This is a genomic window from Shewanella sp. SM21, from assembly GCF_025654335.1.
GTDB lineage: Bacteria > Pseudomonadota > Gammaproteobacteria > Enterobacterales > Shewanellaceae > Shewanella > Shewanella oncorhynchi.
The window spans coordinates 240,544-253,600 of sequence record NZ_JAKKRL010000008.1; the positions used below are offsets into that span (position 1 = coordinate 240,544).

Genomic DNA, 13,057 nt, shown 5'->3' on the forward strand with positions numbered 1-13,057 from the left:
CGTCTAGCTAATTGTGCCTTTAGATTTGATTTTAAGTACGATAATACTAATTACAAATGCCACACTACAAGCCACTAAACCCGCGACAACAGACTCGGTAAATCCAAGTGCCACATAACCCACTAAGCTAATAAACGCCGCAATGAGTGCATAAGGTAGCTGAGTCACCACATGGTCGATGTGGTGGCAACTGGCGCCCGTAGACGACAAGATAGTCGTGTCGGAAATTGGTGAACAGTGATCGCCAAATACAGCCCCCGCCAGCACAGAGGCAAGCATAGGTAGCATCATGCCAGTGTGACTTCCCATCGCCATATCAGCAGCAATCGGCAACATGATCCCGAACGTACCCCAGCTAGTACCAGTTGAGAACGCGGTAATACCTGCTAGCACAAACATTAAGGCGGGTAAAAATGCGAACGGAATATTTCCTGTTGCTAAACTAGCCATAAACTTACCGGTTTCGAGTTGACCAATCACACCTGCGATTGTCCAAGCAAATAACAGGATGTAAATCGCCGGCAGCATAGAGCGAGCGCCCTGCACTATACCTTTGACTATCATCAATTTCTCAACGCCTTGCACTAAATTCAATATCAGCGAAACCGCTAGACCAATTAATGCACCAAAGAAAAGTGATGAACTGACATCGGTTTTCTCAAAAGCAGAAATAATATTAAATTCAATCCCTTCCGCCGCGAGTACTTGAGCGCCACTGTTAATCATAAAATAGAGGGTTGCAAATACCAACACGGTAATCGGCAGAAATAGACCTAAAATCTTACCGGTTTCGGCTTCAGGTAAATCCGCGTTCGCCCCAGGCGGTAATCCTTTAGACTCATCGTATAAATTACCACGTTGGGCATTGAGCTCATGCTCACGCATTGGCCCAACATCTAATCCCATAAAGACAACAAAAAGTAATAATAACAAGGAGAAGATTGCGTAAAAGTTCATCGGGATCATTTGAATAAAAATACTCAAATGACCCGTATCAGCAAAACCATGGGCAGTTAATATCCCGCCAATGAGTGCGATAATATAAGCACCCCAGCTCGAAACTGGAGAAATAACGCACACAGGCGCCGCAGTAGAATCTAATAAATAAGCTAACTTAGCGCGGGAAACATAATAACGATCGGTAACAGGTCGAGCGACCGAACCAACAACTAAACTATTGAAATAATCATCAATAAAAACTACGCAACCTAAAAACATGGTCAATAGTTTAGCATCACGTTTATTACGTATATGTAAACGAGCCCAATCGGCAAAAGCCCGCGCGCTGCCACTTACGGTAATTAACGCTGTGATCATTCCCAGTACAATTAAGAAACCGAGAATATATAAGTTCCACGAATTTAGACCTTTATCAGTCCAAAAAAGCCCTTTAACGCCATTAAATACAAACTCACCCGTTGCTAAAGGTGAAAATTGATTGAGCAATAAAGCACCAATTAAAATACCTAACCCCAAAGAAAGCAGTACACGGCGAGTCAAGATCGCCAACACGATAGCCACCGCAGGCGGCAACAAGGAAAGTGCCGAATCGGCATAATTCATAACAGTCATTGATTATTATCTTCGTTAAATACGAATGGAGGGCGACTGAACTGGTGGGAAAAGGCAATAGATACCCAAGGTCACCTGTCCTATCAGTAGCGCTCCATAGTAACTATTCCCAATATCCATATCGGAAAATACTATGGCAGTGCTGCACCTATTAGGTACAACCCCAGCAGTTGATCGTGATAAATCGAACCACTTCGGCACCAAATCCTTTCGCAATCGATCAACGGAATCACCCTACTGATCACTACTAATATTTGGCGCGCCTCTACTTCTAAGAACGCCCTTGCACGGGCGTGAGGCACATAAAAACATAAGCGGCTTAGCAGATGCTACCGCAAAGCCACTTAATGTGACCTAGATCACAGATAAAATCAACTGAGACTTGTAATCAGCTCAGGAACCGCCTCAAACAGATCAGCAACGAGTCCATAATCGGCAACTTGAAAAATCGGCGCTTCAGGATCTTTGTTGATTGCAACGATGACTTTAGCGTCTTTCATGCCGGCTAAATGTTGAATCGCGCCAGAAATACCGACGGCAATATACAAGTTTGGCGCAACGATTTTACCGGTTTGACCCACTTGTAAATCGTTAGGCACAAAACCTGCGTCAACTGCAGCGCGTGATGCGCCAACTGCTGCGCCGAGCTTATCAGCAAGTTGCTCCAACATGCCGAAGTTTTCACCACTGCCCATGCCTCGGCCGCCAGATACGATAATGCCAGCATTGCCTAACTCTGGACGGGCAGAAACTGTCAGCGATTGAGAAACAAACTGAGTTCTCGCTTCAAACACTTTATCAAGTGTCGTCACAGCCGCACTGTTACCTTCTGGCGCAGCGTCAAACGCACTGGCGCGCACTGTTATCACTTTAATGGCATCATGGCTTTGCACTGTCGCTAAGGCGTTACCCGCATACACAGGGCGCACAAAGGTATCGGCATTGACGACGGTAATAACTTCTGAGATTTGCGCGACATCTAATAATGCTGCAACGCGCGGAAGCGTGTCCTTACCTAAACTTGAAGCCGAGGCCAGAATGTGACCATAGTTTGACGCTAAGTCCACCAGCAATTTGGCAAAATTTTCCGCTAAATGCGCTTCATACACGCTGGCATCGGCAACGAGTACTTGGCTAACGCCTTGTAGTGCCTGTGCGGCTTGGACAACCGCGCCACATTGATGACCCGCAACTAAGACATGTACTTCATCGCCTATGGCACGGGCGGCGGTAACAATTTTTGCCGTATCGAGTTTCAGTGCAGCATTATCATGTTCAGCTAATACTAAAATGGCCATTTAGATCACCTTCGCTTCATTTTTTAACTTTTCAACTAGCTCAGCTACCGACGCTACCATAATGCCCGCTTTACGTTCAGCTGGCGGAGTGACCTTCACAATCGTTTGGTGACTCTTTAACGTCACGCCTAAGTCTGCCACAGTAAATACTTCTAATGGCTTACGCTTAGCTTTCATTATGTTAGGCAATGAAGCGTAACGGGGTTCGTTCAAACGTAAATCGGCGGTCACAACAGCAGGTAAAGGCAGTTTAAGAGTTTGCATGCCGCCGTCAATTTCACGGGTGACTTGTAATGTATTCGCTTCTAATTTGATTTCTGAAGCAAAGGTCGCCTGTGGCATATCCATTAACGCGGCAAACATTTGGCCAGTTTGGTTATTATCACCATCGATGGATTGCTTACCAAAAATCACCAGCTCTGCTTGTTCTTTGTCTTGTACCGCTTTGAGCAATTTGGCGATAGACACTGGCACGAGCTCTTCTTCAGTATCGATATGAATTGCACGATCTGCGCCTAATGCAAGCGCGGTACGCAGTTGTTCTTGCACGGCTTTATTACCAATACTGACAACAACCACTTCAGTAGCGCTACCCGCTTCTTTTAAACGAACCGCTTCTTCTACTGCGATTTCACAAAAAGGGTTCAACGCCATTTTTAGGTTTGCAGTGTCAACACTTGTATTGTCAGCTTTGACCCTGACCTTCACATTGGCATCAACAACGCGCTTAACGGGCACCAATACTTTCATAGGGTTTCCTTCCTACACTTTCATGTACATGGACAAAACATTGGTTAATACCAATGCAGGATAGAGCAACTTTACGTCCTGTTAACGTTAACGTCAACCAAAGTCAAACGCCTGTTTGTATTTTTTAATCCGCTGCAACGGCCACTTTTTTGGACACTTATTTGAGGGAATAAGAAAAGTTCAAAAAATAAATAATATTTAATTTCCTTAAAACGCATAATTTTATTTGATTCGAGCTATATTAGTTTCTATCATTTAGGTGTTGTTCACCATTATCCTGTATTAAAAATAGAGTGGGACGAAAATAGATATGAGCGAATTTTTAGAGATATTAACTCACGGCCGTCGTTTTAAAGCTGCAGTAAAAGAACTTAGCGTTGAAGAGTTACGTGATTTAGCCGACAAATTAGATAAAATTTTAGTAGAACGCGAGTCTATGGCTGAGGAAGAAGAACAAGCCATGGCAGCTCGTAATGCTAAGATTGAAGAAATCCGTCAACAAATGGAAGCCGTTGGTTTATCAATTGATGACTTAGGTGGCGTAGCTGTTAAAGCTGCTGCGAAGAAACGCGCTCCTCGTCCAGCCAAATACCAAATTGAAGTTGACGGTGAAATGGTTCAATGGACTGGCCAAGGCCGTATGCCTACCGTATTTAAGAACGAGATCAACAAAGGTCGTTCTATGGAAGATTTCTTAATCTAATCCAACCAAGTGTGATGGCGCTAATTTGCCAACACAAGTTTGCATAAAAGCTCGCATTAATTGCGAGCTTTTTTATATCCATCAATCGTTTCAAACTTAAACGACAGCCGTTAATTCCGCACCTCACTCCCGCTCAAATTACGTTACAATTCAGCCTTAGTATTTACATCTGCTTTCAGTTACTCTTTGTTCACCCTCACTCGATTGAATAAAATAATGCAGATAAACAATAAGATAATGATAAGCTGCAGCATAATCGCTAGCTTAGTATCACAAACAACATTTGCCCAGCTCAATACTGGAACAACATCCAGTAAACTCACTGCATTTACCCATGCTGAATTAATTATTGCCCCGGGAAAACGTTTAAGCGATGCCACTTTATTAATTGAAAATAATCGAATTAAAGCCATTATTGAGCACAACGACATTCCCGCTGGCGCATTTAGAATCGATTTGAGTGGTTATACAATTTATCCCGGATTTATCGATCCTTTTACTGATTATGGGATTGAGTTCGAATATCCCAAACTTAAGCTCACTCGCCCCGTCTATGATATAAAGCGTATAGGTGGTAATGCGGAAAATGGTGCAATTCATTCTGAAAAAGAATGGTTTAATTACGTTTACCCCAATAAAGAACGCGCAAAAGAGTGGATTAATAATGGTTTCACCAGTGTGCAAAGTAGCAAACTCGACGGTATCTTCCGTGGGACGGGTGTCAGCCTTTCATTAGCAGACAAAACGGCTAATGAAGTGATTTATCGCGCCCGCAGTCAACCTTTTATGGCATTCGATAAAGGTTCGTCTGAACAAGATTATCCCTCATCATTAATGGGCAGCATTGCACTTATTAGGCAAACCTTTGCCGATGCAAATTGGTATAACCAAAATAAAAACAAACCTGCCAATGGCGCAATAAACAATCAAGTCGAATTTAATATTGCCTTTGAGCGTTTAGATAATTTAGCCGATAAGCAAATTATCTTTGAAACCAAAAATCTCAACGACCAATTACGTGCAGCCCATTTACTCAAAGAACATAAACTGCCAGCCAACCTACTTGGTAATGGTCAAGAATACTCACGCATCAATGAGTTAAAGGCGCTGAACTATCCGTTGATCTTGCCTTTAAACTATCCGCAGGCACCCGATGTCGGCACAGATGACGCTGATCGTGAAGTATCACTGGCGGATTTAAGACAGTGGGAACGTGCACCAACCAACCCTGCAGCGGTAGCTAACGCGGGTATCCCCTTTGCGTTAACGCAGTTTGGGATTAAGACAGATGCCTTCTGGCCGCGCCTACGCCAAGCCATTGCCCAAGGTTTAAGTGAAGAAAAAGCTCTCGCGGCACTCACCACCCAAGCCGCAGAGATGACAGGCACCGCCGACTTTACCGGTAAACTCGCGCCCGGTTATATGGCTGACTTTGTTATCACTAAAGGCAATATCTTTAAAGATGGCCAGATCTACAGTGTTTGGTTGCAAGGTCAGGAGCAAAGTCTGCGCTCACTTCCCCAAGCACGATTACTGGGAGATTACCAATTAAGCCTCAATAACCTCACGCTAGATTTATCGCTACATGATGAAAGTAAAAGTGATAAACCCAACATCCAAGGCAATTTAAGCAGTGGCGAACAAAGTATCTCACTCACTCAACTTAAGTTAGATGATAACGGAAGATTGAGCTTTACTGCCAATTTGAGCGCCGCAGGCATTAACGGCCTTAGCCGCTTTACGCTGTGGATGGCCGATGACGGCATTCAAGGTCGTATGGTCGATGCAAAAAGTCGCACTACAAATGTTGCCGGTGTCGCTATGACTCAAACTGCAAAGCTCAAAAATGCAGACCAAGCAAACAATCAAGCTCCCAAGAATGAAGCCAACACGAGCCTAGTGAGTCACCTCACCTTCCCTAACGTCGCTTACGGACTGAGAGAAGCCCCTAATGTTGAGAAGCTACACATCAAGAATGCCACCCTGTGGACATCGGATAAGCAAGGCATTCTCGAACATGCTGATCTCTTGATGGCCAATGGCCGCATCGAAAAAATTGGCCAACAATTAAGTACACCATCAGGTTATCAAGTCCTCGATGCAACAGGTAAACACCTCACCGCCGGCATAGTCGATGAACACTCGCATATCGCCATTAATGGCGGTACTAACGAAGGAACAGACGCAGTTACCTCTGAAGTACGCATTGGCGATATTATTAATCCCGACGATATTTCAATCTATCGCGCCTTAGCGGGCGGCGTCACCAGCGCGCAATTACTCCACGGTAGCGCCAACCCTATCGGTGGCCAATCACAACTGATCAAAATGAAATGGGGCGAGTCGGCCGAACAACTCAAATTTACTAACGCGCCCGCCAGTATCAAATTTGCTTTAGGTGAAAACGTCAAACAGAGTAACTGGGGTGAGAAATTTGTTCAGCGCTTCCCCCAGACTCGCATGGGAGTAAAAGCGTTATTTGAAGAAACCTTCGACGCTGCTATCGCCTATGAAAAGGCGTTAAAAACCTATGATAATCTGCGCTCCAGCGATAAAAAGAAAACCGTCGCTCCGCGCCCAAGTTACCGTCTGCAGGCGGTCGCCGAAGTATTAAATCAGCAGCGTGATGTGCACATTCATTCCTATGTGCAGTCAGAAATCCTGATGTTTATCCGCTTAGCCGAGGCTTATCACTTTAAAGTACAAACCTTTACCCATGTGCTCGAAGGTTACAAAGTGGCGAGTGAACTGGCTGCCCATGGTGCTGGCGCATCGACCTTTGCCGATTGGTGGGCCTATAAGTTTGAGGTGTATGATGCGATTCCGCAAAACGCGTGCCTGATGCAAAACAAGGGGGTGACCACCAGCATTAACTCAGACGATTATGAAATGCAGCGTAGACTCAACCAAGAAGCGGCTAAGTCTATGATGTATTGCAATATGTCGAAGGAAGACGCTTGGAATATGGTCACGATCAATCCAGCCAAACAATTAAGAGTCGATGAGTTTGTGGGTTCACTCATCCCAGGAAAAATGGCCGATATCGTACTCTGGAACGCAGAGCCTCTGTCTATTTACGCCAAAGTGACGCAGGCATGGGTTGAAGGAAAACGCTATTTTGACCGCGACCAAGACCAAGTTGCCCAACAAGCTGTGGTGAACGAGCGCGCCGCACTTATCCAAAAAATTCTCAGCAGTGATAACCAAACTAAAGCGGGTGAAAAAGTCACGCCACTCAACGAGCCACAGTGGCACTGCGATACCCACTATCAGGCATGGGGCCACGCTCATGAGGGAGCCAAATAATGCAACATTTATCTAAAACCGTTTTGTTTGTGGCGCTACTCGGCGCAATTTGCACCACGCTGGCCCCAGCTATGGCAAGCGATATTGTGCCTACACCTAAACAAAGCCGCAGCGTACTGATTAAAAACGCCACTGTGCACACAGTCAGTCAAGGCGTGCTCAGCAACACAGACGTCTTAATTGAAAATGGAAAAATCACGGCCGTTGGGCCCCAACTCACCAGCCAAACCAACAGTGCAACCGCAGAAACCAGTGACACTCAAATCATCGATGCTAGCGGTAAACACTTGTATCCGGGCTTAATCGCCCTAGACACCAGTTTAGGCTTAGTCGAAATTGAAATGAGCCGCCCAACGGTCGATAACGCCGAGGTGGGCTACATCAACCCACAGATCAGCACGGCCACAGCTTACAATCCGGATTCGGAGCTCATCCCGACCATACGTTACAACGGCATTACCCACGCACAAATCGTTCCGAGCGGTGATGGGTTAGCTGGACAATCGGTACTGGTGGATCTCGATGCATGGACGATTGAAGATGCGCTGACACCAAGTACTGGACAGTTCCATGTCTACTGGCCGCAAATCAAACGCATGCCAGAAGATGAAAAAGAGAAAGCCAAGGCCATCGAGAAAAATCAGCAGGCAATCGACAAGCTCAATATCGCCTTTGAAGATGGCTATCGCTATTTCTTAAGTGATAAGGTCAACGGTAAAGACAAAAACCAGGATGAAGATCCCCAGTCCGCGACCAACAACCTACGCTGGCAGGCCATGCTGCCGCTATACCAAGGCAAAGCGACACTGTTTGCCCATGCCGACAGTGTTGGCCAAATTGAGCAAGTGATCGCCTTGACGAAAAAATATCAATTCAAACTGGTAATTGTCGGCGGATACGATGCATGGCGTTTGGACTCAAGCCTAAGGGAAGTTAAGGCTGGGGTCATTTACCCTCATACCTTGAGTCTGCCTAAACGTAAAGATGAGCCAGTCGATTTACCCTTTAAGATCCCATCTTTACTCGCCAATGCAGGTATTCCCTTCGCCCTTGGGTTCTCATCGGACTGGAATAGCCGTAACCTCCCCTACGCCGCAGGTTACAGCGCCGCCTATGGTTTAACGCCTGAACAAGCACTTAAGTCCATCACCTTAGATGCCGCAAAACTGTTAGGTGTGGAAGATTTAGGTGCGATAGCGGTGGGATACCAAGGCAGTGTCGTGCTGTCCGAGGGGGACATTCTCGACCCTATGACCAATAAAATTGAGGCTATCTGGATTGAAGGGCGGCAGATAGATCTGAATAATCGCCATCAGCAGCTTTATCAAAAGTACCTTAAGCGGTAGAATTTACTCAGATAATAATATCGCATCGGCGCAGCCTACCAAGGCTGCGCAGTTTTCTCCTCAACCTCAGGTCAAACCATGAAAATTATCCTCTCAAGTGCATTAGTGCTCCTGCTCAGTGCCTGTGCAAGCGACTACAGTTTTAACAGTAATTTGGACAGTGAGGCGATTAATGACTATTTCAAGGCATCCGATGTCATCCTTTATGAAGGCGATACCTTGCCTAAAGGTCATTATGAATTAAAAGGATTGGTCGAAGGTGAGTCCTGTCAGGCCGATGTCAACGGTGCGCCCGCGTCACTTGCCGATGCCAGAACCGAAGCCCGTCGCAATGCCGCAGATAAAGGGGCTAACGGCATTATCATCAAGCAATGTGTCATATTTGAAGAAGCAGCCCAAGGTTGTATCAGCCGCGCATTATGCGTTGGTCAAGCAGTAAAAACGGCTACAACAGAGTAAGCCTCACGCATATTAAGCATACTGTTCGCGGCGTGATCCTATAGTGTTCTAAGAATGCCCCTATCAACCGCTTAATAGCTAACGCTTCGTGACCAACGCTGCATTATTAGCGCACAAAGATGGGCCTTAATGATGAGCTTAGAATGATGAACTTAGGCGGTTGTTATACTTACCCTTTAGGTAATTTTTTGCATGACATTTACCAACCAAATTATCGCAGTGGCAACATGCCGCACGCCCTATAAACAAAAATTTGGCATTCCAAGACAACCCGGACTTGTTGAAGCGCGCGGCTATGTCGAGCTCGAGCCCCATGTGAATCATATCGATGCGGTGCGTGGCATAGAGCAATATTCACATCTCTGGTTACTGTTTTGCTTCCATGAGAATCTTGCCCAAGGTTGGAAAACCACAGTGCGCCCGCCGCGTTTAGGCGGCAATGAAAAACTCGGCGTGTTCGCCACTCGCTCCACTTTTCGCCCCAATGGCATAGGTCAATCTGTGGTGAAATTGCACGGTGTAGTGCAGCGCAAGGGCAAAGTGTGCCTCGAAATTTCCGGTATGGATCTGCTCGATGGCACGCCGATTATCGATATTAAGCCATACATTCCTTTCTCAGATTCTATTACCGATGCTGTGGGTGGCATTGCCCAAGACGCGCCTAAACTGATTTCAGTGGTGTATTCTGACCATGCCAAGACACAGATTGAGCGTTACGCCGAGCAGGAAACCTACACAGATTTAGCCGTACTTATCCGCGGTGTGCTGGGGCAAGATCCTCGCCCCGCCTACAAAAAAGCCAAGGACGATCCTAAGTTATACCAAGTCGCCCTCTATGATTTAGATGTGTTCTGGCAAATGGCAGTCGATGACAATGACCAAGAATACATCTTGGTACTAGAACTCAAACCGGGGAAATGTGGCTAAATGTCTGCGCCAACGCCTACATCAAAACCTGATTATCAAAGCCAGCATAAAAAGCGGCTCTCTTGGATGCCCTGGCTGTATTTTTCCTTAAAAGAGAAACATTTAATCTGGGCTAAACCTTGGCAAGACGATATTCAAGCAAAACTTTGTGCCCTCGAAACGGTAACTATCGGCGAGCAATGCTTTATCGCCCCCGAAGCTCAGTTATTTGCCGAACCCAATCGTGATATCCGCATGGGTAATCGCTGCATGATCGCCGCCGACTGTTTCTTACATGGGCCTATCACACTAGGGGACGAAGTGGCGATTAATCATGGCTGCTCCTTCGATGGCGGTAGAGTGGGTATTCAAATTGGTAGCCAGACCCGCATCGCCAATAATGTCACCCTTTACGCCTTCAACCATGGCATGGCGCCAGATACGCCCATCTATCAACAAGCTGCTAACTCCAAAGGCATTGTTATTGGCCAAGATGTGTGGATTGGCGCTCAGGCAGGCATAGTCGATGGTGTGACCATTGGCGATCACGCCGTGGTCGGCATGGGCAGCATAGTGACGAAAGATGTACCCGACTGGGCGATAGTGGCTGGCAACCCCGCCAAAGTGATTGGCGATAGACGAGATAAGTAAGCAATAAGGATTATCTTGATACTAGCAGTGACGAAGTCACTCTCTAACAGCGCAGCGCTCTTCCTTGCGTTATCCGTTATCCGTTATCCGTTATCCGTTATCCGTTACCCGTTATCCGTTATCCGTTATCCGTTATCCGTTATCCGTTATCCGTTATCCGTTATCCGTTATCCGTTATCCGTTATCCGTTATCCGTTATCCAGCATCAAAAAATGCTATTTATCTCCCAGCTAGTTGAATTTAACCTAAATCCCTAGGTGACATCACCAAAGCAGGTGATAAAATGGCGACCATTCAACTCAAATTTGGACATCGGTAATGCGCGTCAGCAAGTACCTGCTATCAACACAGAAAGAAACTCCTGCCAACGCAGAAGTCATTAGTCATCAATTAATGTTACGTGCGGGCATGATCCGTCGTAATGCGTCGGGCCTTTACAGCTACCTCCCCACGGGCTTACGCGTATTGCGTAAAGTCGAAGCCATTGTTCGTGAAGAAATGAACAAAGCCGGTGCAATTGAAATTCTAATGCCTATGGTGCAACCGGCAGACTTGTGGGTAGAAACGGGTCGTTGGGAAAAGTTTGGTCCCGAGCTGTTACGCTTTAAAGATCGTCACAATCGCGACTTCGTACTGGGGCCAACCCATGAAGAAGTGATCACCGATCTCATTCGTAAAGAAGTCAGTTCATACAAGCAATTACCGCTGAATCTTTACCAAATTCAAACCAAATTCCGTGACGAAGTTCGTCCACGTTTTGGCATGATGCGCTCACGCGAATTCTTGATGAAAGACGCCTACTCTTTCCACCTTGACGTCGATACCATGAATGAAACCTATGAGGCTATGTACACAGCCTATAGCAACATTCTATCGCGCATGGGCTTAGCTTTCCGCCCAGTTTTAGCTGATACGGGTTCAATCGGTGGCAGCATGTCACACGAGTTCCATGTTCTAGCACAAAGCGGTGAAGATTTAATTGCTTACTCAACGGGCAGCGATTACGCGGCTAACATTGAGAAAGCCGAATCACCTATGCCAACTGAACCCCGCGGCGCAGCCACTGAAGCATTGCGTTTAGTCGATACCCCAAATGCGAAGACCATTGCGGAATTAGTTGAGCAGTTTGGTTTGGATATCACTAAAACGGTCAAAACCTTGATCGTAGTCGGTGCAACCGAAGCCGCTCCGCTAGTGGCGTTAATCGTTCGTGGCGACCATGAACTCAACGAAGTCAAAGCCGACAAGTTAGATTTAGTCGCATCACCATTGGAAATGGCGCCAGAAGCCCTAATCCGTGACGCCATTGGCGCAGGTCCTGGTTCACTTGGCCCTATCGGTCTTAAAATCCCTATCGTTATCGATCACAGCGTTAGCGTCATGAGCGATTTTGCCGCCGGTGCTAACGTTGATGATAAACATTATTTTGGTATCAACTGGGAACGCGATCTGCCGACAGCGCAAGTTGCCGACATCCGTAACGTAGTCGAAGGCGAGCCAACACCTGATGGTTCAGGCACTTATGCTATGGCACGCGGTATCGAAGTGGGCCATATTTTCCAACTGGGCACTAACTACTCTAAATCGATGAACGCGACTGTACTTGACGAAAATGGCAAGTCACAGGTGCTACTGATGGGTTGTTACGGTGTCGGCGTGAGCCGTATTGTGGCAGCAGCCATCGAACAAAACTTCGATGACCGTGGCATCATTTGGCCAGAAGCGATTGCGCCATTTAGCGTGGGTATTCTGCCAATGAACATGCACAAGTCGCACCGCGTCACCGATATCGCCGAGCAGTTATACAAAGACTTAAACGAAGCGGGTATCGAAGTGTTATTGGATGATCGTAAAGAGCGTCCAGGTGTGATGTTCGCCGATATGGAACTGATTGGTATCCCACACACTGTGGTGATTGGCGATCGCAATATCGATGCTGGCGTATTTGAATACAAAAACCGCCGCACAGGTGAAAAACAAGATATTCCATTCGATCAACTGCTCGACTTCCTGAAAAACGCAGTTAAAGGCTAAGCCTTAACGCGAAATGTAGACAAGCTGAAGAT

Annotated in this window: 11 protein-coding genes and 1 riboswitch; of the genes, 8 read left to right on the forward strand and 3 right to left on the reverse strand. The window is 46.3% G+C overall.

Annotated elements, in window-relative coordinates; all coding sequences use genetic code 11:
* Positions 1-3: 3 nt before the first annotated feature.
* The 3 genes from L5L94_RS12990 to L5L94_RS13000 form a co-directional block, all read right to left on the reverse strand.
* Positions 4-1,572 carry a Na+/H+ antiporter NhaC family protein gene (locus L5L94_RS12990; protein ID WP_263163498.1) on the reverse strand — a complete coding sequence of 523 codons (1,569 nt, stop codon included), beginning with the start codon at positions 1,570-1,572 and terminating at the stop codon, positions 4-6.
* Positions 1,573-1,651: 79 nt separating this feature from the next.
* Positions 1,652-1,848: riboswitch (Lysine riboswitch) on the reverse strand.
* Positions 1,849-1,943: 95 nt separating this feature from the next.
* Positions 1,944-2,870: an electron transfer flavoprotein subunit alpha/FixB family protein gene (locus L5L94_RS12995; RefSeq protein WP_263163500.1), complete on the reverse strand. Its 927-nt coding sequence runs from the start codon at positions 2,868-2,870 to the stop codon at positions 1,944-1,946.
* A complete protein-coding gene (locus L5L94_RS13000) occupies positions 2,871-3,620 on the reverse strand; it encodes an electron transfer flavoprotein subunit beta/FixA family protein (RefSeq protein ID WP_028761124.1) in 750 nt (249 codons plus the stop codon).
* Positions 3,621-3,930: 310 nt separating this feature from the next.
* Here L5L94_RS13000 and L5L94_RS13005 point away from each other — a divergent pair, with 310 nt between their 5' ends.
* The 8 genes from L5L94_RS13005 (at position 3,931) to L5L94_RS13040 (ending at position 13,025) form a co-directional block, all read left to right on the forward strand.
* Positions 3,931-4,323: an H-NS family nucleoid-associated regulatory protein gene (locus L5L94_RS13005; protein WP_028761125.1), complete on the forward strand. Its 393-nt coding sequence runs from the start codon at positions 3,931-3,933 to the stop codon at positions 4,321-4,323.
* 216 nt (positions 4,324-4,539) lie between these two features.
* Positions 4,540-7,629, forward strand: coding sequence for an amidohydrolase family protein (locus tag L5L94_RS13010; RefSeq protein ID WP_263163502.1), 3,090 nt, complete (start codon positions 4,540-4,542; stop codon positions 7,627-7,629).
* A complete protein-coding gene (locus L5L94_RS13015) occupies positions 7,629-8,975 on the forward strand; it encodes an amidohydrolase family protein (protein WP_263163504.1) in 1,347 nt (448 codons plus the stop codon). The genes L5L94_RS13010 and L5L94_RS13015 overlap by 1 nt, the downstream gene beginning before the upstream one ends.
* A 78-nt stretch (positions 8,976-9,053) precedes the next feature.
* Positions 9,054-9,434 (forward strand): Rcs stress response system protein RcsF, encoded by a 381-nt coding sequence (gene rcsF, locus L5L94_RS13020; RefSeq protein ID WP_263163505.1) that lies wholly within the window; start codon positions 9,054-9,056, stop codon positions 9,432-9,434.
* A gap of 192 nt (positions 9,435-9,626) precedes the next feature.
* Entirely contained in the window at positions 9,627-10,361 is a 735-nt protein-coding gene (gene tsaA, locus L5L94_RS13025) for a tRNA (N6-threonylcarbamoyladenosine(37)-N6)-methyltransferase TrmO (protein WP_113940977.1), read from the forward strand.
* Positions 10,362-10,991, forward strand: coding sequence for an acyltransferase (locus L5L94_RS13030; protein ID WP_263163508.1), 630 nt, complete (start codon positions 10,362-10,364; stop codon positions 10,989-10,991). It abuts the gene before it with no gap.
* Positions 10,992-11,006: 15 nt separating this feature from the next.
* Positions 11,007-11,225 carry a hypothetical protein gene (locus tag L5L94_RS13035; RefSeq protein WP_263163510.1) on the forward strand — a complete coding sequence of 73 codons (219 nt, stop codon included), beginning with the start codon at positions 11,007-11,009 and terminating at the stop codon, positions 11,223-11,225.
* An 84-nt stretch (positions 11,226-11,309) separates the two neighbouring features.
* On the forward strand, positions 11,310-13,025 hold the full coding sequence (locus L5L94_RS13040) for a proline--tRNA ligase (RefSeq protein ID WP_263163511.1): 1,716 nt from the start codon (positions 11,310-11,312) through the stop codon (positions 13,023-13,025).
* Positions 13,026-13,057 lie beyond the last annotated feature (32 nt).

Excerpts from the sequence above, each read along its gene's own strand:
- L5L94_RS13030 (WP_263163508.1), top strand. The coding sequence starts at position 10,362 with ATGTCTGCGCCAACGCCTACATCAAAACCTGATTATCAAAGCCAGCAT.
- L5L94_RS13000 (WP_028761124.1), bottom strand. The coding sequence starts at position 3,620 with ATGAAAGTATTGGTGCCCGTTAAGCGCGTTGTTGATGCCAATGTGAAG.
- tsaA (WP_113940977.1), top strand. The coding sequence starts at position 9,627 with ATGACATTTACCAACCAAATTATCGCAGTGGCAACATGCCGCACGCCC.
- L5L94_RS13005 (WP_028761125.1), top strand. The coding sequence starts at position 3,931 with ATGAGCGAATTTTTAGAGATATTAACTCACGGCCGTCGTTTTAAAGCT.
- L5L94_RS13040 (WP_263163511.1), top strand. The coding sequence starts at position 11,310 with ATGCGCGTCAGCAAGTACCTGCTATCAACACAGAAAGAAACTCCTGCC.
- L5L94_RS13015 (WP_263163504.1), top strand. The coding sequence starts at position 7,629 with ATGCAACATTTATCTAAAACCGTTTTGTTTGTGGCGCTACTCGGCGCA.
- L5L94_RS13010 (WP_263163502.1), top strand. The coding sequence starts at position 4,540 with ATGCAGATAAACAATAAGATAATGATAAGCTGCAGCATAATCGCTAGC.
- rcsF (WP_263163505.1), top strand. The coding sequence starts at position 9,054 with ATGAAAATTATCCTCTCAAGTGCATTAGTGCTCCTGCTCAGTGCCTGT.
- L5L94_RS12995 (WP_263163500.1), bottom strand. The coding sequence starts at position 2,870 with ATGGCCATTTTAGTATTAGCTGAACATGATAATGCTGCACTGAAACTC.
- L5L94_RS12990 (WP_263163498.1), bottom strand. The coding sequence starts at position 1,572 with ATGACTGTTATGAATTATGCCGATTCGGCACTTTCCTTGTTGCCGCCT.